Raw genomic sequence first — 20,947 nt, 5'->3', positions numbered from 1 at the left:
GTCAACACACCTAGCGTATCAACTAACTTGAGGAGCTATCATGGCCAATCGTAGCCGCCGCCTGCGCAAGAAACTGCGCGTCGATGAATTCCAGGAAATGGGTTTCGACATCAGTTTCAACTTCCCGGTCGGCACTGCCGAAGAGACCATCGATGCCGTAGTCGATGCGATGATCGATGAAGTGATCGAGCCCCGCAAACTGGCTTTCGCCGGTTCTGGCCACCTGGCCTGGGAAGGGATGATCTGCACCCAGCAGCTGGGCAAGTGCAGCGAAGAAGACCGTGCCGCCGTCAAATCCTGGCTGGAAGGCAAGGGGATGGAAGCTGTCGTGGTCACCGAACTGTTCGACCTCTGGTACGGCGAACCCGCCTGATATCAGACTCGCTGTGGCAGGCGAGCCGGTGTCGACTGCCTGCCGCAGTCAGATAGACAAATCCCGCCACTGGCGGGATTTTTGTCAGTGGGGATGGGATCTCCACACCCGCATTAGTCATGGAATTGCTTATGGTGTTGTCATCCGAATTACTGGCCAGCATTCTGGAAGAGGTGCGCCCGCTGCTGGGGCACGGCAAGGTGGCCGACTATATTCCTGCGCTGGCGCAGGTGCCGGCCGACCGGCTCGGCATTGCGGTCTGTACCGTGGAGGGAGAGCTGTTCACTGCCGGTGATGCCTTCGAACCCTTCTCCATCCAGAGTATCTCCAAGGCCCTGAGCCTGACGCTGGCACTCACCCTCTATCAGGAGGAGGAGATCTGGGCCCGGGTCGGCAAAGAGCCCTCCGGTCAACCCTTCAACTCGCTGGTGCAGCTCGAGTTCGAGCAGGGGATACCCCGCAACCCCTTTATCAATGCCGGCGCTCTGGTGGTCAACGATCTGCTGGAGACCCGCCTTACCGCACCGCGCCAGCGTACTCTGGAGCTGGCTCGCCGTCTCTCCGGCAATCCGGCCATCATGGCGGATCAGGTCGTCGCCCGCTCCGAATATCAGCACTCGGCCCGCAACGCAGCCATTGCCTATCTGATGAAGGCCTATGGCAACTTCGAAAACGAAGTGGACAAGGTGCTGCAGAGCTATTTCAATGCCTGCGCCATCCGCATGAGTTGCGTCGATCTGGCGCGAACCTTTATTTATCTGGCCAACCGCGGCTTGCCGCTTGGTGAAACAACCCCGCTGCTGCCGGCGCGCACCACCAAGCAGGTCAACGCCCTGCTCGCGACCTGCGGCCTCTATGACGAGGCGGGAGATTTTGCCTACCGGGTTGGCATGCCGGGCAAGTCCGGGGTCGGCGGTGGTATCGTGGCCCTGATCCCGGGAGAATTGTGCGTCTGTGTCTGGTCGCCCGAGCTTAACAAAGCGGGCAATTCGCTGGCAGGGACGGCAGCGCTGGAGTTATTGGCCGAGCGTCTGGGCCGCTCCATTTTTTAACCTTGTTCACTATGAATCGAGAAATCACCATGAAACGACATCTTCGCTTCTTGCAGGCCGCGCTGGCGACCTTGCTGCTCTGGTGTGCCCTGCCCACCTTTGCAGCCGAGTTGCCACCGCTTTCGCTGGCTGACGCCAAGGCCAAACAGGCGGTCATCCTGGATACTCGCGCCAGCTACTTCTATCAGGGGTGGCCCATGGAGGGCGAGAAGCAGGGGGGCCATGTGGCTGGCGCCGAGAACCTCTCCGCCGAGTGGAAATACCGCGATGCGGATTGGCCTGCCGCCCTTGCTACCAAGGGGCTGAAAGCCGACCGCCCGGTCGCACTGTATGGTGCGCCGCGTGAAGTGGCCGAAGTGGCGCGCATGCTGCGCATGCAGGGCATCAAGCAGTTGTTCGAGCTGCAGGGCTGGCAAAGCGCCCCGCGCGAACACCTGGCTCGCTGGCAGCAACTGGTCTACCCGCGCTGGTTGCTCGACCTGCAGGAAGGCCGGCCGGTAGCCGCAGCGCCCAAGGGTGACTGGAAGCTGTTTGAGGTGGATTGGGGTTCACCCAAGGCCTATCTGCTCAGCCACATTCCGGGGGCGGGTTATATCGATACCAACCGTCTGGAAGAGGAGCCGCTCTGGAACAAGGTCTCTGACGAGGCGCTTAAAAAGCTGCTGCTGGAAAATGGTATCCGTCACGACACCACCGTGATCCTCTACGGTCGCAACACCATGGCCGCTGCCCGTGCCGCTCACCTGATGATGTATGCCGGCGTTGAAGATGTCCGTCTGCTGGACGGCGGCCTGGATGCCTGGTTTATCCAGCACCTGCGCACCGAAACCGGTCTGCCCAACAAATATGAGCCGGTGAAGGATTTTGGCGTGGCCATTCCCGCTCACCCCGAGTACTACACCACGCTAAGTCAGGCTAAAGAGTTGCTCAAGCAGCCCGATAGCGCGCTGGTCAGCGTGCGTACCTGGGACGAGTTTGTCGGCAACACCTCCGGCTACAGCTACATCAAGCCGAAGGGCGATATCCCGGGGGCCAAGTGGGGTCATGGTGGTGTCGATGCCAACAGCATGAGCGACTTCCATAACCCGGACGGCACCATGAAGCCGGCCCGCGAGATCCTCGCCATGTGGGATGAGTGGAACATCGAGCCGACCCAGCAGGCTGCTTTCTACTGCGGTACCGGCTGGCGCGCCTCCGAAGCCTTTTTCTACGCCTGGCTGATGGACTGGAAGCGGATTAGCGTCTACGACGGCGGTTGGTACGAGTGGAGTTCCGATCCCAAGAACCCGACTGTGACCGGCGAGCGCAAGCCTGCCAAGTAACGGATACACTCCGCAGAACAGGCCGGACAGTTGTCCGGCCTTTTTTATTCCGGTGCCTGATTCATCGCTGTCATAAAGGCTAACTCACTGATTTTTGACGCGGATCCCGTTGCCGAAATCGATGCAAACGGGGCCAGGATGTTGAGCTAGGCTTCACTCATCATCCTCGTGGTGAGGGTGCAGAGGGAGGCAAAAGCGGCGATGAAACAACTGATGATGATCCTGATCTGTGCGCTGGGGCTGGTGGCATGCAGCTCCCAATACATCATGAGCACCAAAGATGGCAAGATGATCACCACCGATAGCAAACCCAAGCTGGACGAGAGCACCGGCATGTATCGCTACTACGATACCGAAGGGCGCGAAGTGATGATCAAAAAGGATGACGTCACCCAGATCATGGAGCGTTGAGCCTGCCATGAGATGACAAGGGCTGCCAGTGGCAGCCCTTGTTGTTTTGAAATCCATGCAAATTGCCGACATTCACGGCAAATTACCATCAATTCGCTGCTTTTGGCCGCGAGGTACAGCTTCCGTTATGGTTGTTTCACTATCATGACGCTCCATTTTTTATTGGAGGTGTTATGTCCCTGCTCGCTCTCTGGCGTTCCCGTTTTTCCGTTCGTGCCCTGCTGGGAACTGTTCTGCTGGTTGCCGCTACTGCCAGCCATGCCGGTGAAGATCAATTCACCCTCGGCCGCACTATTTTGCTGGGGGCCGGTGATCATGGTGCCACCATTCCCATGGTGATTTGCCGCCAGACCAAATATATCAAGGTGAAGGCAGAGCGAGATTTGACCCTGGATCGAGTCGTCGTCACATATGGCGGTGATCGCACCAAGACGATCTATTTCGATCAGGATATGCGCGGTGACACCGAGACCGGCTGGAAATCCCTTGGCTCACGCCGCTGTGTAAAGAAAATCGAAGTGTACGGTAATTCCGAGCGCAGCAAGGCCGGCGTGAAAGTATTTGGCCGTAAATAATCGAAGCGGTTTGTCGGTGTGAAAAACCGGATAAAAAAATAGTGGCGAGCAATGCTCGCCACTATTTTCTATGGCCTTTTCTGGAGTGAATTATTTCTTCGGTCGAAATGGCTTGACGACGCTTTCGTCGCACTCGAGATAGGGCCCTTCCATCAGGTCGATGCAGTAGGGAATGGCGGGGAAGACCGCATCCAGACACTCGCGGATCGACTTGGGCTTACCCGGCAGGTTGACGATCAGGGTATCGTCGCGCAGGCCCGCTGTCTGGCGTGACAGAATGGCGGTCGGCACAAACTTGAGGGATTCGGCCCGCATCAGCTCGCCAAAGCCCGGCATCATACGGTCACACACCGCTTCGGTCGCTTCCGGGGTGACGTCCCGTTTGGCCGGGCCGGTGCCGCCAGTGGTGACGATGAGGCAGCACTGCTCCTCGTCCGCCAGCCGGATCAGGGTCGCTTCAATCTGATCCTGCTCATCGGGGATCACCTCATAGACGGGCTCCCATTCCGAGGTCAGATAGGCGTTCAGGGTGTCGATGATGGCCTTGCCGGAGAGGTCTTCGTAGATGCCGGCACTGGCGCGATCGCTGACGGTCACGATACCGATTTTTGCCTTGCTCATGGTCTGCTCTTGGATATCCGAAAAAGTGGTAATTAAAATAACATAATCAGTGAGATAAGTTAAACCGCCAGAAAATCTGAGCCCTCCGGACTACGATTATCCAGCGTCGAATGAAGCAAAATATCGAGCAAAAATTTATTAATTGGCCATAAAAAACGAATTACATCAGACAAAATTTTATAAGTGGCAGGTGGGCCGGATAATAAAAGTAATCGTTTGATTCTTAACGCAATTAAAATAGATAAAACCAGCCAATACCGATAATACCCTGACGATATGCATCTGGTGGATTGAACCCTTTATATCGGCATCGTATACAGAGAAAGAGATGAGCGCGGGATAAGTGCGAGATAAGGATGCAGCACAGACTGTGCTGCCCGTTGGCGTTGCCTGGGAGGGCATATGGAGTTGCCTGATTTTGACACCCTGAAAGAGTTGGCTGCGAGTGAACCCTCCCGGCTGGATGCCATTCTGGAGCAGCAGATTGAACAGCTGATGGCACGGGCCAGCCCCGATCGGCAGCGCCGTTTGCGCGGGCTCCAGTTCAAGATTGACGGTCAGCGCAGGTTGGCAAAAAACAACCTCGACAGCTGTATCCGTATTGCCAATATGATGCGGGACTCCTTTTATCTGATGGGCAGTGAAATGCGACAATTTAGCGAGGAGGAGATACCTCCGCCTGAAAACGATGGCGGTGGCAAAATAATCCGGTTGACCGACTATAAACGGCCTAAATAATCTGTCGCAATATTTAACATCGAAACTTGATTTGATGGAGAGTGGCAAAATAAGAATGTGCCACTCTCTTTTTATTTGTTATGAATTTTTATGTCACTGGTGATGAAGTTGTGATGGGTTTTTATTTTATTTCGCCAAAATAGATTAATCAGGGAGTTGTGATAAGGGTGGATGAATAGCGATAAAAGTTAAGTTAATATGGCCAAAATTTATTGCTACGACTCGAAGGGATTATGAGAAGTATCACACCAAGACGGGTGCTGTCGCGGGAGCAACAGACAGAGATCACCCGCATTATCGTCAAGGTGGGGCAGATGCTGGCCCAGTTTGGTGCCGAGAGCCGGATCATCGAGCAGACCACGGTACGCCTTGGTATGGCACTGGGGCTGGAGAGCGTCGAGATGGCCATCTCCTCCAGTGCCATCGTGCTCACCAGCCTCTATCAGGGCAGTTGCGTCACTACCACCCGGCGGGTGCGCGAACACGGGATCAACATGCAGGTGGTGTGCGAGATCCAGCGCATCTGCATCATGGCAGAGAAAGAGCTGATCGGGGCCCGTGAAGTGCGCCTGCGGCTCGAAGCCATTGTCCCCTTTCACTATCACCCCTGGCTGGTGGTGCCCATGGTGGGGCTCTCCTGTGGTGCTTTCAGCCTGCTGTTTGGCGGTGACTGGCCCATCTTCGTGGTGACCTGCCTCTCTGCTGCGATCGCGATGCGGGTGCGCCAGCTGATGGCCCGCCACCACCACAGTCCGCTCATCAACTTTGCCGTGACCGGCTTTATCGCCACCCTGCTTGCCTCCAGCGCCACCTTCTTTGGCTGGGGCAGTCAGCCCTATCTCGCCATGGCGGCCAGCGTGCTGCTGCTGGTGCCGGGTTTTCCGCTCATCAACGCCGTTTCCGACATGGTGAAGGGCTACTTCAATATGGGGCTGGCGCGTTGGGGCACGGCGACCCTGCTCACCATCAGCGCTGCTATCGGCATTATTCTCGCCATGTCGGTGACCGGGATCTGGGGGTGGAAGGTATGATTGATCTGCTCTGGCTACTGGCCAAGGATGCATTCTGGTCGGCCATTCCGGCAGTCGGGTTTGCCATGTTGTTCAACGTGCCGCCGCGAATGCTGAAGTACTGCGCCATGGGCGGCGCGCTGGCCCACAGTCTGCGGACTCTGCTTATCCACTACGGCATGCCCATCGAGTGGGCAACCCTGACCGCATCCACCACCGTGGGCTTTGTCTGCGTCTACTGGTCGCGCCGCCTGCTGGCGCCGCGCCCGGTGTTCAGTGTCGCCTCCATCATCCCGATGATCCCGGGCAGCTACGCCTTCAAGACCATGATCGCTGTGGTGGAGCTCAACATCAACGGCGTGACTATGAACCTGCTCCAGAGTGCGGTGGAGAACGGCCTCAAGGCTCTCTTTATCGTGGGAGCCCTCAGTTTCGGTTTGGCGATCCCCTCCCTGGTCGTGTACCGTAACCGCCCCATAATCTGACGGATGGTGAAAAGCCCAATGAAGATTTCCATGATTGCCGCCATGGCCCACGACCGGGTGATCGGCAAGGACAACCAGATGCCCTGGCACATGCCGGCCGATCTGGCCCACTTCAAGCGGGTCACCCTTGGCAAGCCGGTATTGATGGGGCGCAAGACCTTTGAATCCATCGGTCGTCCGCTGCCCGGTCGCCGCAATCTGGTGATCAGCCGCAACCCTGACTATCAGGCAGAGGGGATCGAAGTGGTTGGTTCCGTCGAAGCGGCGCTGGCGCTGCTGGCCGACAACGAAGTGGCGGAAGTGATGGTGATCGGGGGAGGGCACCTCTATGCCGAGCTGCTGCCCCGGGCGGATTGCCTCTATTTGACCCGCATCGAGCTGATGGTGGAGGGGGATACCCGCTTCCCTGCTTTTGAGGATGAGCAGTGGCAGTGTGTCGAGCGTGAAGCTCACCAGGCCGACGAGAAGAACCCGCATCCCTATCGTTTCGAAACCTGGCTGCGCAAGTAACGTCTTATGACACAAACAACAAGGGCACCTTCTGGTGCCCTTGTTGTTATGGGGGATCAGATGCCCGATCCGCCGTTTTCACCGTTCTCTTCGTGCAGGCCGCACTCGCGCTTGAGGCCGAAGAAGCGGGTCTGCTCCTCGCTCATGCCGGGCTCCCACCTGGAGGTGGTGTGGACATCGCCTACCGAGAGGTAGCCCTGCTCCCACAGCGGGTGGTAGGGGAGGTCGAACTCCTTGAAGTAGTAGAAGATGTCCTTGTTGCTCCAGTCGATCACCGGCAGGAACTTGAAGCGGCCGCGCTGGATGGCCAGTACCGGCAATCCCTGACGGCTGCCCGATTGCTCGCGGCGCAGCCCCGAGAACCAGGTGCGGGCACCCAGCTCCTGCAGGGCGCGCTCCATGGGTTCGACCTTGTTGAGCTGGTTGTAGCGGGTGATCCCTTCCACTCCCTGCTCCCACAGCTTGCCATAACGCGCCTCCTGCCAGGCGGGGGTGAGCACCGCCCGGTAGGTTTGCAGGTTGAGCCCAAGACGCTCGGTCAGCTCATCGATAAAGCGGTAGGTTTCGGGGAAGAGATAGCCGGTATCGGTCAGCACCACCGGCACGTCGGCCCGCTCGCGGCTCACCAGATGCAGCATGAGCGCTGCCTGAATGCCGAAACTGGAGGAGAGCAGATGTTCCCCCGGCAGATTGGCCAGTGCCCAGCGCACCCGCTCGGGGGCATTCATCTGCTCCAGCTCCCGGTTATGGGGAGCCAGTGCCTCAACCTGTTCGTCCCGGGTCAGGGTCAGCAGGTAGTCGAGATCGAGAGTCATGATATCCCCCTCAGGCTGCGTAGAAGTCGGTGGCCGAGTTGACCACAGGTGCGACGATTCCGGCGCGAATGACGAAATCGCCAAACCCTTCGCCCGGTCCGCGCTCGCTGGCCCAGCGGCCGATCAGCGCGTCGAGTTCGCTCAGGATCTGTGGCTCGGTGATGTTCTCCCGGTACATGCGCGGGATGCGCGTCCCTTCGAGGTTACCGCCCAGATGGAGGTTGTAGCGGCCGGGCGCCTTGCCCACCAGACCTACTTCCGCCAGCATGGCGCGGCCGCAGCCGTTGGGGCAGCCGGTGACCCGGAAGACGATGGCATCGTTCGCCAGCTCGTGCTTGGCCAGCAGCCCTTCAAGTTCGGTGACGAAGGCGGGCAGCATGCGCTCCGCTTCAGCCATCGCCAGCGGGCAGGTAGGCAGGGCCACACAGGCCATCGACTGCTTGCGCTGCTCGCTGACGCCGTCATCCAGCAGGCCGTACTGGCGTGCCAGCCCTTCGATACGGGCCTTCTCGCCAGCCGGCACGCCTGCGATGATCAGGTTCTGGTTGGCGGTCAGGCGAAAATCCCCCTGATGCACCTTGGCGATCTCCAGCATGCCGGTCTTGAGCGGCTTGCCCGGGAAGTCTAACAGGCGGCCATTCTCGATAAACAGGGTGAGGTGGTGCTTGCCGTCGATCCCCTCGACCCAACCGAAGCGATCGCCGCGGCTGGTAAATTCATAGGGGCGCACTTCGCCAAACTGGATGCCGGCGCGGCTCTCCACCTCGGCCTTGAAGGCCTCGACACCGACCCGTTCAAGGGTGTACTTGGTCTTGGCGTTCTTGCGGTTGACCCGGTTGCCCCAGTCGCGCTGGGTGCTGACCACGGCGGCCGCCACCTCCAGAACGTGGGAGAGCGGAATAAAGCCAAAGTCGCTCGCCTTGCGCGGATAGGTGCTGGTGTCGCCGTGGGTCATGGCGAGGCCACCTCCCACCAGCACGTTGAAGCCCACCAGCTTGCCGTGATCACTAATGGCCACGAAGTTGAGATCGTTGGCGTGGATGTCCACATCGTTGTGAGGCGGGATCACCACGGTCGTCTTGAATTTGCGTGGCAGGTAGTTGGAACCCAGGATCGGCTCCTCATCCTGCCCCAGTTTTTCACCGTCCAGCCAGATCTCCACGTAGGCACGGGTCTTGGGCAGCAGGTGCTCGGAAATCTTCTTGGCCCACTCGTAGGCTTCCTGATGCAGCTCGGACTCCACCGGGTTGCTGGTGCAGAGCACGTTGCGGTTCACGTCGCCAGCGGTGGCGATACTGTCGATACCGGTACTGTTGAGAGTCTGGTGCATCAGCTTGATGTCGCGCTTCAATACTCCGTGAAACTGGAAGGTCTGCCGGGTGGTGAGACGGATACTGCCATAGAGGGTATTCTCTTCGGCGAACTTGTCGATCACCTGCCACTGAGCCGGAGTAATGATGCCGCCGGGCAGACGGGCACGCAGCATGACGTTATGCAGCGGCTCCAGCTTCTGCGCCGCGCGCTCCGGGCGGATATCGCGGTCATCCTGCTGGTACATGCCGTGAAAGCGGATCAGCTGGAAGTTGTCGCCGTTGAAGCCGCCGGTGAGCGGGTCCTGCAGATCCTGTTCTATGGTGCCGCGCAGGAAATTGCTCTCGCGCTTGAGGCGCTCGTTGTCGGCCAGCGGTCCTTCGACCGGTCCCGCTTTGGGGTGAGAAAGAGGTTGTTTGCTCATCAATAGACATCCCTTTGATAACGTTTGGCACGACGCAATTCGCTCAAATACTCTTCTGCTTCCTCACGGCTCTTGTGACCGTGTTCGGCAATCACATCCAGCAGGGCCTCCTGCACATCCTTGGCCATCTTGTTGGCGTCACCACACACATAGAAGTGAGCGCCTGCTTCCAGCCACTGATAGAGCTCCTGGCCCGCTTCGCGCAGGCGGTCCTGCACATAAATCTTGTGGGCCTGATCCCGGCTGAAGGCCAGCGAGATCTTCGACAGTAGCCCCGATTTCACATAACGCTGCCACTCCACCTGATAGAGGAAATCCTGGGTAAAGTGCGGGTTGCCGAAGAACAGCCAGTTCTTGCCCGAGGCCCCGATGGCTTCCCGCTCCTGCATAAAGGCGCGGAACGGGGCGATGCCGGTGCCCGGGCCCACCATGATGACGGGGGTATCGGGATTGGCGGGCAGGCGGAAGTTGTCGTTGTGCTCGACAAACACCCGTACCTCGGCGCCCTCTTCAAGGCGATCAGCGAGGAACGAAGAGGCGCCACCACTGCGCACCGTGCCGTCCTCTTGCGGATAGCGCACCACCCCGACGGTCAGGTGCACCTCCTCTTCCACTTCGCGCTGGCTTGATGCGATGGAGTAGAGGCGCGGGGTTAGGGGGCGCAGCAGGCCGATGAGCTGCTCGGCCGTGAGTGCGGTCGGGAAGCGCTTCAGTACATCCACAATCTGGGCTGAAGCGACCAGCGTATTGACCTGGGCCTTGTCGCCCGCCAGATCTTTCAGCGCTGCGTTGTCTGCGATCTCGGCAAGACCTGTGATAAAGCCGCCGAGCAGCCGGGTCAGTTCGAAGTGACCTAGCAGTGCGGCGCGCAAGGTGCCGTGGGCCGTGGCTTCATCGCCGGAGAGGCCGGTCAGGGCCAGCACTTCGCCCACCAGTTCGGCATCGTTGTCGAACCAGACGCCGAGGGCATCACCGGGTTGATAGGTGAGGCCGGAGTCGGCCAGATTGATCTCGATATGGCGGATATCCTTGGTGGAATCCCGGCCGGTGATCTTCTGATTGACCGACAGGCGGGCAGGGAAGGGGTTCTCCTTGCTGTATTGGCTGTGGCCAACCGCCTGCTGCACCGCGCTTGCCACGCTGCTGGCTGCGCCAGTGGTGAGGGTCGCGGCAATGGCGTTGATTGCCTGCTCGCCCCAGCTCCTGGCGGCATCCTGATAATCCACATCGAGGCTGACGAGCTCATGAATGCGCTCAGCCCCCGCTTTGGCGAGGAAGTCGTCAAAATCTTTGCCGGTCTGGCAGAAAAATTCGTAGGAGCTGTCACCCAGCCCCAGCACGGCGAACTTGAGGCCCTCGAGTTTGCCTATCTTGCCTTTCTTCAGCTGGTCGTGGAGGTCGACGGCGCTCTCTGGCGGTTCACCCTCCCCGTAAGTACTCACTATCACCAGCAGGTGGCTCTCCTTCTTGAGCTGCTTGGGTTTGTAGTCTGCCATCGACGCGAGGGTGACGGGCAGGCCACGGGCCTCGGCCTGCGCCTTGATGGCGCTGGCGACACCTTTGGCGTTGCCGGTCTGGGAGCCGTAGAGAATGGTCAGGCTGCCACTGGGCGCAGCCACGGCCGAACCGGTCACGGCAGGCTGCAAGCCGGTCTGGGAGAGCCCGTAGAGATAACCGCTCACCCAGGCCAGTTGCTGGGTGTTAAGGGTCGATAGCGCCTGGCTCAGCTGTCGCTGCTGCTCGTCGGAGAGGGGAGTCAGGTTGATCAGGGAGTCCTTCAATTGCATCACACACGTCTTCCATGGTCTGAGTTGTGGTCAGGTTAAGGGGTGTGATGGATAGCAACAAAGAATAAAAATATAACCTTTATTCCATTATTGCATTTAGAAAGGTATGCAGTGGCAAACGGGATAAAAAAACGCCCCGCAGTGGCGGGGCGTTTTCAAGCTATCGCGCTCGGGATGGATCCCGGCGGGCATGAACCTTACTTCTGCGGACGCAGAGCCGGGAACAGGATGACGTCGCGGATGGTGTGGCTGTTGGTGAACAGCATCACCAGACGGTCGATACCGATACCCTGACCGGCAGTCGGCGGCAGACCGTGCTCCAGCGCGGTAACGAAGTCGGCGTCGTAGAACATGGCTTCGTCATCGCCAGCGGCTTTCTGGTCAACCTGAGCCTGGAAACGCTCGGCCTGATCTTCTGCATCGTTCAGCTCGGAGAAGCCGTTGGCCAGCTCGCGGCCACCGATGAAGAATTCGAAACGGTCGGTTACGTCCGGGTTCACGTCGTTGCGGCGGGCCAGCGGAGAAACGGCAGCCGGGTACTCGGTGATGAAGGTTGGTTGCAGCAGCATGTGTTCAACGGTCTCTTCGAAGATCGCGGTGATCACGTGGCCCAGTTCCCAGCTCTTCATCAGCTCGATCTTCAGGCGCTTGGCGACGGCAGTCGCCTTCTCCAGAGTGGCCAGATCGTCACGGGTGACATCCGGGTTGTACTTCAGGATGGAGTCAACCATGGAGAGGCGCTGGAACGGCTGACCGAAATCGATGGTCAGACCCTCTTCGCCCTCTTTGGCGTAACGGATCTTGGTGTCGCCCAGAATGTCCTGTGCCAGAGTGCGCAGCATCTCTTCGGTCAGGTCCATCAGGTCGATGTAGTCGGCGTAGGCCATATAGAACTCGAGCATGGTGAACTCGGGGTTATGGCGAACGGAGATACCTTCGTTACGGAAGTTGCGGTTGATCTCGTAGACACGCTCGAAACCACCAACCACCAGACGCTTCAGATAGAGCTCCGGAGCGATACGCAGGTACATGTCGATGTCCAGCGCATTGTGGTGGGTGATGAACGGACGGGCAGAAGCGCCACCCGGGATGACTTGCATCATGGGGGTTTCCACTTCCATGAAACGCTTGTCGTTCAGGAACTTGCGGATACCGGCAACCACTTTGGTACGGGTTACGAAGGTCTTGCGGGACTCTTCGTTGGCGATCAGGTCCAGATAACGCTGACGGCAGCGAGCTTCCTGGTCGGTCAGACCCTTGTGCTTCTCGGGCAGCGGACGCAGCGCCTTGGTCAGCAGACGGATGTCGGAGACATGGATGGAGAGTTCACCGGTCTGGGTTTTGAACAGAGTACCTTCGACACCCACGATGTCGCCCAGATCCCACTTCTTGAACTGCTCGTTGTAGAAACCTTCCGGCAGGTCGTCGCGAGTGACGTAGACCTGGATCTTGCCGGCCATGTCCTGCAGGGTGGCGAAAGAAGCCTTGCCCATGATCCGGCGGGTCATGATGCGACCGGCAATCTTCACCCGTTTACCCAGGCTCGTCAGCTCCTCGGCGCTCTTGTCGCCAAACTCTGCCTGCAGATCGCCGGAGAGGCTGTCACGACGGAAGTCGTTGGGGAAAGGATTGCCCTGGGCGCGCAGGGCGGCCAGCTTGGAACGACGCTCAGTCATCTCGTTGTTGAGTTCGAGTGTTTGATCGACTTCCGGAGTGATGGTTTGTTCAGACATGGTGATTCCTGCTTGTTTACAGACCTGATTTCAGGCTGGCTTCGATAAACTTGTCCAAGTCACCGTCGAGCACCGATTGGGTATTACGGGTTTCGACGCCGGTGCGCAGATCCTTGATACGGGAGTCATCCAGCACATAGGAACGGATCTGGCTGCCCCATCCGATATCGGACTTGGTCTCTTCCAGGGCTTGTTTTTCGGCATTCTGCTTCTGAATTTCCAGCTCGTAGAGCTTGGCTTTCAGCTGCTTCATACACTGGTCTTTGTTTTTGTGCTGGGATCGGTCGTTCTGGCACTGTACCACGACACCGGTCGGGACGTGGGTAATACGCACCGCGGATTCGGTACGGTTAACGTGCTGCCCACCGGCACCGGAGGCGCGGTAGACGTCGATACGCAGGTCGGCGGGGTTGATATCGATTTCGATATCGTCGTCGATCTCCGGGTAAACGAACACAGAACAGAAGGAGGTGTGACGGCGGCCGCCCGAGTCGAACGGGGACTTGCGTACCAGACGGTGCACGCCGGTTTCAGTACGCAGCCAGCCGAAGGCATATTCGCCGGTGAACTTGATGGTGGCGGACTTGATGCCGGCCACGTCGCCCTCGGAGCATTCAATCAGCTCGGGCTTGTAACCGTGGGCATCGCCCCAGCGCAGATACATGCGCAGCACCATGTTGGCCCAATCCTGTGCTTCGGTACCACCGGAGCCGGATTGAATATCGATATAGCAGTCGGAGCCGTCGTGCTGGCCGGAGAACATGCGGCGGAACTCGAGGTCCACCAGCTTGGCTTCCAGCTGTTCGGATTCGGCGATGGCTTCGTTGAAGGTCTCTTCGTCTTCCCCTTCGACGGCCAGGCTGACCAGCATTTCGACATCGTCAACACCCTGGGTCAGGGTGTCGATGGTGCCGACTACGTTTTCCAGCGCTACGCGCTCTTTGCCCAGCGCCTGTGCGCGCTCAGGTTCATTCCATACATCCGGCTGTTCCAGCTCGGCATTGACCTCTTCCAGACGCTCTTTCTTGGCGTCATAGTCAAAGGTACCCCCTAAGAAGCTCGGTCCGCTCAGACAGCTCCTTAAGTTTATTTAAAACGGGATTAACTTCGAACATCGTGAAAACTCTCAGGATCGATGTGATTTGAAAACGGGTCATTCTAGCCAATTGTGGAAGGAATAAACAGGGTTGCCTGAGTTTACGCGCGCCAGGTGAGCAATTTCTGATGCAGTTTTCCGCGCATCAGGAGAAAATATCGCCCGTCGATCCATTTTCCTGTTCAGTTTTGGAGCAGGGGGTCGCTAATGACTACTAGCGTTCGGTGTACATACGAGATAACTGCTTCCTAACCTCATATAAGAAGAACAGATGATGAAAAACCTATCACTCAAACAGAAGATACTGTTGTCGGTGGTGATTGCCCTTTCGTTGGTGATCCTGATGCTCTCTTGGCAGAGCTATAGCAGCCAGAAAAACCTGTTGCTGCAGGGCAGCCAGGAGCAGGTTCAGCGTCTTGGCAACCAGCAGGCCACCAGCGTCAGCGACTGGCTCGCAGCCCGCCGCGACGTCATTCAGGCGCTGGGCAGCAAGGCGGGAGCCGAGCCCCTCAACGCCCTGCAACAGGCCCAGGTTTCCGGCCGCTTCCAGCTCACCTATTTTGGCGAGAGCAGCGGCAAGATGAACGACTCCGACCCCTCCATCAACCGCAGTGGCTATGATCCGCGCTCCCGTGGCTGGTATCAGGAAGCCATGGCCAAGGGCGGTCTCATTGTGACCAAACCCTATCTGGATGTGGCCTACAACATCATGGTGGTGACCCTGGCCCAGCCGGCGCAGGGTGGCGTAGTGGGGGGCGACCTCTCCATCGCCTCGCTGGTGGACGACGTTACCAAGATGAAACTGCCGGCTGACGGCTTTGCCATCATGATGCACAAGGATGGTACCGTCATCGCCTACAAGGATGCCGCCAAGGCGATGAAGCCGGCCACCGAGATCGACAACGATCTGACCAATGCCCTGATCGAACAGAGCAAGGCGAGTCAGGGGCTGGTGCCTGCCTACTTCGAAAACGAAGGGCGTGACAAGCTGCTGTGGGCGACCGACATTCCCGATACTGACTGGGAGCTGGTACTGGTGCTGGACAAGGATACCCTTGAGGCGCCGCTCTCCTCCCTGCTGATGACCCAGCTCGGTCTGGCGCTGCTGGTGCTGGTGGGCAGCATCCTCGCCATCTCCTGGCTGGTCAGCATGCTGCTTGGCCCGCTCAGCAAGGTATCCCAGGCACTGGCTCGCATCGCAGATGGTAACGGTGATCTGACCCAACGCATCAAGATCGACGCCAACGATGAAGTGGGCCAGCTGGCCAACAGCTTCAACCGCTTCGTCGGCAGCCAGCACCAGCTGATCGCCAATATCCGCCAGCTGGCCAACGAGCTGAACGCCGATGCCGAGCGCAGTCTGGTGACCAACCAGGCCGCCGTGGACGAGCTGCAGCGTCAGCAGCAGGAGGTGACCATGGTCGCCACTGCGGTCACCGAGATGGCGAGCGCCACCATGGAGATCGCCGGTAACGCCGAAAACACCGCCGCCGCCGCCCAGCAATCGACCATGAGCAGCGAACAGGGCAAGAAGCTGGTGCACAAGACTCGCGCCTCCATCAACAATCTGGCGCAAGAGGTGGGGCAGGCCACCGAGGTTATCGGCGAGCTGAGCCGTCATGCTCAGGCCATCTCCGGCATTCTCTCCACCATTCAGGGCATTGCCGAGCAGACCAACCTGCTGGCACTGAACGCAGCCATCGAAGCGGCTCGTGCCGGTGAGCAGGGTCGTGGCTTTGCCGTGGTGGCCGATGAGGTGCGGGTGCTCTCCAAGCGTACCCAGGACTCCACCCAGGAGATCCACGCTACCATCGAGACCCTGCAGCAGACCACAGCCCGTGCGGTGAGCCTGATGCAGACCAGTCAGGGGCTGGCGGACAACAGCGTACAGGATGCCGATGCTGCTGCCGCTGCGCTGGAGGAGATCACCCAGGCCGTATCGCTTATCTCCGACATGGCTGGCCAGATCGCCACTGCCGCCGAGGAGCAGACTCAGGTCACCGGCGAAATCACCCAGAACACCACCGCCATCAAGGATGTGAGTGACGAGATCACCGCCGCTGCGATGCGCGATCTGGATCAGGCAGAGAGCCTCAAGGGGCGGGCAACCGACCTCAACAAACAGGTCTCGACTTTTATCCTGTAAGTTCTGAAGCGCGGCGAGCACGGCCGCCCGAGAAAGCCCCGCACTCTGCCGAGTGCGGGGCTTTTTATTTATCTATCTCGCAGGAATGACCGAATGAATGAGGTGCAGAAAGAGTGACGAGCCGAGGTCGCCCGCGCGCAGAAATGGCAGAGCCCACCAAAGGTGGGCTCTGTTCTTATACGTCTGACAGGAAGGGGTATTAGAGGAATGGCATCGCCATAAACAGCTTGATCACCATGGCGTTGATGATGTCGATAAAGAAGGCGCCCACCATGGGCACCACCAGAAACGCCAGGTGGGAGGGGCCGAAGCGCTGGGTGATAGCCTGCATATTGGCAATCGCGGTCGGGGTGGCACCCAGACCAAAGCCGCAGTGACCCGCCGCCAGCACGGCTGCATCGTAATTTTTGCCCATGACCCGGAAGGTGACGAAGATGGCGTAGAGTGCCATCGCCACGGTCTGGGCGGCCAGCAGGATGAAGATGGGCAGCGCCAGGCTGGCCAGATCCCACAGTTTCAGGCTCATCAGTGCCATCGCCAGGAACAGTGACAGGCTGACGTTGCCCAGCAACGATACTTCGCGATCGCTCACCTCATGCCAGTTGAAGAGGGTGAGCAGGTTGCGCAGCAACACGCCGACAAACAGCACGCAGACGAAGATGGGCAGCTCCAGCGCACTCCCCTTGAGGTAGGCGGAGAGCAGCTCGCCCCCTTTCAGGCTGATGGCGATAAGGGCCAGAGTCTCGATCAGGCTGAAGGTAGTCAGCGGGCGCTCCATATCGGGCATCTCGAAGCCCTGCGGCGCGTCGTCGCGGTTGTGCTCCTCACCGGGCACCTCCACTTTTTTGACCAGATAGCGGGCTACCGGGCCACCGATCAGACCACCCAGCACCAGACCAAAGGTAGCGCAGGCGATGGCCAGCTCGGCGGCAGATTGCACCCCGTACTTCTCGGAGAAGGTGGCGCTCCAGGCCGCCCCGGTACCGTGTCCGCCGGAGAGGGTGATGGAGCCGGCCAGCAGTCCCATGTGGGGATCAAGGCCCAGCATGGTGGCCAGCGTGACCCCCAGACCATTTTGCACCAGCAGCAGGCCGGTGACCACCATCAGAAAGGTGACCACCGCCTTGCCGCCGCGTTTCAGGCTGGCGAGATCGGCAGAGAGACCGATGGAGGCGAAAAATGCCAGCATCAGCGGGGTTTGCAGGCTGGTATCGAATTGCAGCTCCAGCTGCATGGTAGAGCGCAGCAGCAGCAGGATCAGGGCAACGACCAGACCGCCTGCAACCGGTTTGGGGATGTTGAAGGTGCGCAGCAGTCCGACCCGGGTGACCAGCATGCGGCCAAGCAGCAGGACCAGAGTGGCAGCGACCAGGGTTGCGTAGGAATCAAGTTGTAACATTCAGTACTCCCATGTTGATTGGCTGTGCCTTCGGGGTGAAGACTCACAGATTCAGCCGGGATAAAAACAGTGTGGCTTAATGTGCCAGCAAAGAAGGGGAAACATCTCCCCGCCCCAGCAAATATGGGGCTTGTGCGGGCCTGAAATGCTCAGGCATCCAGATGAGATTTTAGTAAAATCCGGCGGATTGTAGCAAAAAGCATCGTTTAATTCCATCTTTGTCGTATTAATGCTCGTTTTAGTGTCTTATTGTGAAATTTAACACCATTGAGGTATGGCAACTAAACGCCGAAAAGGCGCAGAGAACGGCTGTCATTTGAGGCGTCAGTCTCTATAATTCGCCGGTTTCCAGCCCGCGGCGGAAACGGACGGGATCCGAGCAGCCGGTTCGCCCCGCATGGTTTATCATTCGCGGGTTTTCGGCCCACAGAGAGGAGAGGGTGTGAAGAAGTCCATCTACATCGCCTACACAGGCGGCACCATAGGGATGCAGCGTTCCGACCACGGTTATGTGCCGATGGCGGGCTTTATGGAAGACTGTCTGGCGCGGATGCCCGAGTTCCATCGTCCCGAGATGCCGGATTACCATATCCACGAATATGCCCCTCTCATCGACTCCTCCGACATGACCCCGGCGGACTGGCAGCGCATCGCCGAGGATATTCGCGACAACTACGACAAGTACGACGGTTTCGTCATTCTGCACGGCACCGACACCATGTCGTTCACCGCCTCGGCGCTCTCCTTCATGCTGGAAGATCTGCACAAACCGGTCATCATCACCGGCTCCCAGATCCCGCTCGCCGAGCTGCGCTCCGACGGTCAGCAGAACCTGCTCAACGCCCTCTACATCGCGGCCAACTACCCGATCCACGAGGTGACGCTGTTCTTCAACAACCAGCTCTATCGCGGCAACCGCAGCAAGAAGGTGCACGCCGATGGCTTCCACGCCTTCGATTCGCCCAACTATCCGCCGCTGCTCAACGCCGGGATCGCGATTTCGCTGGAAGCGGGCGAGCTGGGCGTGCCCTCCGAGCGCCCGCTGGTGCTGCACGACATCACCCCCCAGCCGATCGGCGTGGTGACCCTCTATCCGGGTATCTCCAGCGAGGTGATCGCCAACATCCTGCAACAGCCGGTGAAGGCGCTGATCCTGCTCTCGTTCGGGGTCGGCAATGCGCCGCAGAACCCGGCCATGCTGGCGCTGCTCTCCGAGGCTTCCGCTCGCGGCGTCATCATCGTCAACCTGAGCCAGTGCCTGCACGGCAAGGTCAACATGGGCGGCTATGCCACCGGCAATGCTCTGTCGCGGGCCGGGGTCATCTCGGGCTTTGACATGACCGCTGAGGCGGCGCTCACCAAGTTGCACTTCCTGCTGAGCCAGGACTTGCCCTCCCACCGCATTCGCGAGCTGATGCAGCAGTCGCTGCGCGGGGAGCTGACTCCCTGAGCGTTGCGGCCCTCACCCTAGCCCTCTCCCGGCGGGAGAGGGGATAGATCGAGGTGCTGTTGGCCACGAGGCTTGCCATGAAGCTCGCCGGCTGGTGGCCCGCTCACTGTCCGCAGGTACGAGCCTGCTCCCTTCTCCCCTGGCGGGAGAAGGGTTGGGGATGAGTCATCCTGCATAGATAGGAAAAAAGAGGGGAGCCATTATGGCTCCCCTCTCTGTTGTGGCCGCCGCAAGCGGCCTGCCGGGTCAGGCTCAGTGGTTGAGGTCGACCCGAACGATCTCTTCCTCGTCGCGATACTGACGCTTGAGCTCGCTCTTGCTCTTCATCACGATCTCGCCGTCACGACCGATGTTCATGTGCTCCGGGTTGTCGAGATGCATCGCCTGCCAGGCCATCACGGCTTGCAGCGACGTGGCCTTCTGCTCGTCGGTGAGGGGCTTGCCATCGGGCCACTTGCCCAGCTCGACTGCGGTCCTGAGCCGCTCGTACACCTCTGCGGGCATCTGCCTGATTGCTTGCAAAAACTCACCCTGTTGAAACGACATCCAGCCTTCTCCTTGAACTATTGAGCCATAAACTTCGGGGTCAGCCCGGCAGATCCTGGCGGGCCATGCAGGTAGACCCTGGCGGTCTATGCCGGCAGATCCTGGCGGACTATGCCGGCAGATCCTGGCGGACTACGCCAGCCATCTGCTCCATCACCCGCACTACCTGACAACTGTACCCGAACTCGTTGTCATACCATACGTAGAGCACACAGTGATCCCCCTCGGCGATGGTCGCCTGGGAGTCGACGATGCCCGCATAACGGGAACCCACCATGTCGGAGGAGACCAGCTCGGTACTGGCGCTGAAGTCGATCTGGCGATGGAGGGCCGAGCTTAGCGCCATCTGTTGCAGATAGGCGTTGAGGCTCTCCCGATCGGTGGCCTGCTCCAGCGACAGATTGATGATGGCCAGCGAGACGTTGGGGGTCGGTACCCGGATGGCGTTGCCGGTCAGCTTGCCCTTGAGCTCGGGCAGCGCCTTGGCCACGGCTTTGGCGGCGCCGGTGCTGGTCATCACCATGTTGAGGGCGGCGCTGCGACCGCGGCGCTCCCCCTTGTGATAGTTGTCGATGAGGTTCTGATCGTTGGTGTAGGAGTGGACCGTCTCCACGTGGCCATGGCGGATGCCGTACCGCTCCTGCATCACCTTGAGCACTGGAGTGATGGCGTTGGTGGTGCAGGAGGCGGCGGAGATGATTCTGTCATCCGGCCCGATGACCTCATGGTTCACCCCGAACACCACGTTCTTCATCTCCCCCTTGCCGGGAGCCGTCAGCAGCACCTTGCCGGCACCGCGTGCTTTCAGGTGCTCGGAGAGACCCGCCTCGTCACGCCAGACCCCGGTGTTGTCGACGATCAGCGCATCGTGAATGCCGTAGGCGGTGTAGTCGATATCGGCCGGACTGTTGGCGTAGATCACCTGAATAAAGGTGCCGTTGGCGATGATGGCGCTGCGCTCCACATCCACCTCGATGGAGCCGTTGAAGGGGCCATGTACCGAGTCGCGGCGCAGCAGGCTGGCGCGTTTCTCCAGATCCCCATCGCGACCACCACGTACCACGATGGCGCGCAGGCGCAGTGGATTGGCGGCGCCGGTGCGCTCGATGAGCAGGCGGGCCAGCAGGCGGCCGATGCGGCCAA

At 59.4% G+C, this 20,947-nt stretch carries 20 protein-coding genes; 11 read left to right on the top strand and 9 right to left on the bottom strand.

All coding sequences use genetic code 11. The annotated features are described in order from the left end of the window. The first annotated feature begins 40 nt into the window (after window positions 1-40). The 5 genes from AACS24_RS19940 to AACS24_RS19920 all read left to right on the top strand — a co-directional run bounded on the left by AACS24_RS19940 (window position 41) and on the right by AACS24_RS19920 (window position 3,733). Entirely contained in the window at window positions 41-373 is a 333-nt protein-coding gene (locus AACS24_RS19940) for a YggL family protein (RefSeq protein WP_033112740.1), read from the top strand. 131 nt (window positions 374-504) lie between these two features. Beyond that, a complete protein-coding gene (gene glsB / locus AACS24_RS19935; RefSeq protein ID WP_033112739.1) occupies window positions 505-1,425 on the top strand; it encodes a glutaminase B in 921 nt (306 codons plus the stop codon). Between the two features lie 29 nt (window positions 1,426-1,454). Beyond that, window positions 1,455-2,747, top strand: coding sequence for a sulfurtransferase (locus tag AACS24_RS19930; RefSeq protein ID WP_108571765.1), 1,293 nt, complete (start codon window positions 1,455-1,457; stop codon window positions 2,745-2,747). 201 nt (window positions 2,748-2,948) lie between these two features. Next, window positions 2,949-3,158, top strand: a complete 210-nt coding sequence (locus tag AACS24_RS19925; protein ID WP_033112737.1) for a YgdI/YgdR family lipoprotein — start codon at window positions 2,949-2,951, stop codon at window positions 3,156-3,158. A 173-nt stretch (window positions 3,159-3,331) separates the two neighbouring features. Continuing rightward, on the top strand, window positions 3,332-3,733 hold the full coding sequence (locus AACS24_RS19920) for a DUF2541 family protein (protein WP_108571764.1): 402 nt from the start codon (window positions 3,332-3,334) through the stop codon (window positions 3,731-3,733). 90 nt (window positions 3,734-3,823) lie between these two features. Here AACS24_RS19920 and mog read toward each other — a convergent pair whose 3' ends face one another. Then, complete coding sequence (gene mog / locus AACS24_RS19915) at window positions 3,824-4,354, bottom strand: molybdopterin adenylyltransferase (RefSeq protein WP_108571763.1); 531 nt, start codon at window positions 4,352-4,354, stop codon at window positions 3,824-3,826. A 402-nt stretch (window positions 4,355-4,756) separates the two neighbouring features. Between mog and AACS24_RS19910 the strand changes: the two genes are divergently transcribed. The 4 genes from AACS24_RS19910 to folA all read left to right on the top strand — a co-directional run bounded on the left by AACS24_RS19910 (window position 4,757) and on the right by folA (window position 7,097). Then, on the top strand, window positions 4,757-5,092 hold the full coding sequence (locus AACS24_RS19910; RefSeq protein ID WP_108571762.1) for a DUF3135 domain-containing protein: 336 nt from the start codon (window positions 4,757-4,759) through the stop codon (window positions 5,090-5,092). A gap of 233 nt (window positions 5,093-5,325) precedes the next feature. Continuing rightward, complete coding sequence (locus tag AACS24_RS19905) at window positions 5,326-6,123, top strand: threonine/serine exporter family protein (RefSeq protein ID WP_042029862.1); 798 nt, start codon at window positions 5,326-5,328, stop codon at window positions 6,121-6,123. Next, window positions 6,120-6,587: a threonine/serine exporter family protein gene (locus AACS24_RS19900; protein ID WP_033112733.1), complete on the top strand. Its 468-nt coding sequence runs from the start codon at window positions 6,120-6,122 to the stop codon at window positions 6,585-6,587. The genes AACS24_RS19905 and AACS24_RS19900 overlap by 4 nt, the downstream gene beginning before the upstream one ends. Window positions 6,588-6,605: 18 nt before the next feature. Then, a complete protein-coding gene (folA, locus tag AACS24_RS19895) occupies window positions 6,606-7,097 on the top strand; it encodes a type 3 dihydrofolate reductase (RefSeq protein ID WP_108571761.1) in 492 nt (163 codons plus the stop codon). A gap of 56 nt (window positions 7,098-7,153) precedes the next feature. Here the strand turns inward: folA and AACS24_RS19890 are convergent, their stop codons facing one another. The 5 genes from AACS24_RS19890 to prfB all read right to left on the bottom strand — a co-directional run bounded on the left by AACS24_RS19890 (window position 7,154) and on the right by prfB (window position 14,282). Beyond that, window positions 7,154-7,912 carry a phosphoadenylyl-sulfate reductase gene (locus AACS24_RS19890; protein ID WP_108571760.1) on the bottom strand — a complete coding sequence of 253 codons (759 nt, stop codon included), beginning with the start codon at window positions 7,910-7,912 and terminating at the stop codon, window positions 7,154-7,156. A 10-nt stretch (window positions 7,913-7,922) separates the two neighbouring features. After that, window positions 7,923-9,647, bottom strand: a complete 1,725-nt coding sequence (gene cysI, locus AACS24_RS19885) for an assimilatory sulfite reductase (NADPH) hemoprotein subunit (protein WP_108571759.1) — start codon at window positions 9,645-9,647, stop codon at window positions 7,923-7,925. Further along, window positions 9,647-11,434: an assimilatory sulfite reductase (NADPH) flavoprotein subunit gene (locus AACS24_RS19880; RefSeq protein ID WP_181364242.1), complete on the bottom strand. Its 1,788-nt coding sequence runs from the start codon at window positions 11,432-11,434 to the stop codon at window positions 9,647-9,649. Before AACS24_RS19880 ends, cysI begins: the two co-directional genes overlap by 1 nt. 197 nt (window positions 11,435-11,631) lie before the next feature. Further along, window positions 11,632-13,167 carry a lysine--tRNA ligase gene (gene lysS, locus AACS24_RS19875; protein WP_033112728.1) on the bottom strand — a complete coding sequence of 512 codons (1,536 nt, stop codon included), beginning with the start codon at window positions 13,165-13,167 and terminating at the stop codon, window positions 11,632-11,634. Window positions 13,168-13,183: 16 nt separating this feature from the next. After that, a protein-coding gene (gene prfB / locus AACS24_RS19870) for a peptide chain release factor 2 (RefSeq protein WP_104014039.1) occupies window positions 13,184-14,282 on the bottom strand; the annotation gives its coding sequence in 2 pieces (ribosomal slippage) (window positions 13,184-14,206 and window positions 14,208-14,282; 1,098 coding nt in all). 255 nt (window positions 14,283-14,537) lie between these two features. Here prfB and AACS24_RS19865 point away from each other — a divergent pair. Beyond that, complete coding sequence (locus tag AACS24_RS19865; protein WP_108571757.1) at window positions 14,538-16,409, top strand: methyl-accepting chemotaxis protein; 1,872 nt, start codon at window positions 14,538-14,540, stop codon at window positions 16,407-16,409. 199 nt (window positions 16,410-16,608) lie between these two features. Here the strand turns inward: AACS24_RS19865 and gltS are convergent, their stop codons facing one another. Then, the gene (gene gltS, locus AACS24_RS19860; RefSeq protein ID WP_033112725.1) at window positions 16,609-17,808 is read right to left on the bottom strand and encodes a sodium/glutamate symporter; all 1,200 of its coding nucleotides are present in this window, start codon (window positions 17,806-17,808) and stop codon (window positions 16,609-16,611) included. Window positions 17,809-18,250: 442 nt separating this feature from the next. Between gltS and ansA the strand changes: the two genes are divergently transcribed. Beyond that, window positions 18,251-19,258: an asparaginase gene (gene ansA / locus AACS24_RS19855; protein WP_005354141.1), complete on the top strand. Its 1,008-nt coding sequence runs from the start codon at window positions 18,251-18,253 to the stop codon at window positions 19,256-19,258. 252 nt (window positions 19,259-19,510) lie between these two features. Here the strand turns inward: ansA and AACS24_RS19850 are convergent, their stop codons facing one another. Next, window positions 19,511-19,804: a YeaC family protein gene (locus tag AACS24_RS19850; RefSeq protein WP_108571756.1), complete on the bottom strand. Its 294-nt coding sequence runs from the start codon at window positions 19,802-19,804 to the stop codon at window positions 19,511-19,513. 109 nt (window positions 19,805-19,913) lie between these two features. Then, a partial coding sequence (locus AACS24_RS19845; RefSeq protein WP_258223003.1) for a glyceraldehyde-3-phosphate dehydrogenase occupies window positions 19,914-20,947 on the bottom strand: 1,034 nt, incomplete at its 5' end.

Origin of the sequence: Aeromonas sp. HMWF016 (assembly GCF_963878195.1) — a bacterium.
Lineage (GTDB): Bacteria > Pseudomonadota > Gammaproteobacteria > Enterobacterales > Aeromonadaceae > Aeromonas > Aeromonas lacus.
This window is presented reverse-complemented; position numbering and strand designations above follow the sequence as displayed.

Bases quoted from the DNA above. Each gene is read 5' to 3' on its own strand.
- AACS24_RS19940 (WP_033112740.1), top strand. From the start codon at position 41: ATGGCCAATCGTAGCCGCCGCCTGCGCAAGAAACTGCGCGTCGATGAA.
- glsB (WP_033112739.1), top strand. From the start codon at position 505: ATGGTGTTGTCATCCGAATTACTGGCCAGCATTCTGGAAGAGGTGCGC.
- AACS24_RS19930 (WP_108571765.1), top strand. From the start codon at position 1,455: ATGAAACGACATCTTCGCTTCTTGCAGGCCGCGCTGGCGACCTTGCTG.
- AACS24_RS19925 (WP_033112737.1), top strand. From the start codon at position 2,949: ATGAAACAACTGATGATGATCCTGATCTGTGCGCTGGGGCTGGTGGCA.
- AACS24_RS19920 (WP_108571764.1), top strand. From the start codon at position 3,332: ATGTCCCTGCTCGCTCTCTGGCGTTCCCGTTTTTCCGTTCGTGCCCTG.
- mog (WP_108571763.1), bottom strand. From the start codon at position 4,354: ATGAGCAAGGCAAAAATCGGTATCGTGACCGTCAGCGATCGCGCCAGT.
- AACS24_RS19910 (WP_108571762.1), top strand. From the start codon at position 4,757: ATGGAGTTGCCTGATTTTGACACCCTGAAAGAGTTGGCTGCGAGTGAA.
- AACS24_RS19905 (WP_042029862.1), top strand. From the start codon at position 5,326: ATGAGAAGTATCACACCAAGACGGGTGCTGTCGCGGGAGCAACAGACA.
- AACS24_RS19900 (WP_033112733.1), top strand. From the start codon at position 6,120: ATGATTGATCTGCTCTGGCTACTGGCCAAGGATGCATTCTGGTCGGCC.
- folA (WP_108571761.1), top strand. From the start codon at position 6,606: ATGAAGATTTCCATGATTGCCGCCATGGCCCACGACCGGGTGATCGGC.
- AACS24_RS19890 (WP_108571760.1), bottom strand. From the start codon at position 7,912: ATGACTCTCGATCTCGACTACCTGCTGACCCTGACCCGGGACGAACAG.
- cysI (WP_108571759.1), bottom strand. From the start codon at position 9,647: ATGAGCAAACAACCTCTTTCTCACCCCAAAGCGGGACCGGTCGAAGGA.
- AACS24_RS19880 (WP_181364242.1), bottom strand. From the start codon at position 11,434: ATGCAATTGAAGGACTCCCTGATCAACCTGACTCCCCTCTCCGACGAG.
- lysS (WP_033112728.1), bottom strand. From the start codon at position 13,167: ATGTCTGAACAAACCATCACTCCGGAAGTCGATCAAACACTCGAACTC.
- AACS24_RS19865 (WP_108571757.1), top strand. From the start codon at position 14,538: ATGAAAAACCTATCACTCAAACAGAAGATACTGTTGTCGGTGGTGATT.
- gltS (WP_033112725.1), bottom strand. From the start codon at position 17,808: ATGTTACAACTTGATTCCTACGCAACCCTGGTCGCTGCCACTCTGGTC.
- AACS24_RS19850 (WP_108571756.1), bottom strand. From the start codon at position 19,804: ATGTCGTTTCAACAGGGTGAGTTTTTGCAAGCAATCAGGCAGATGCCC.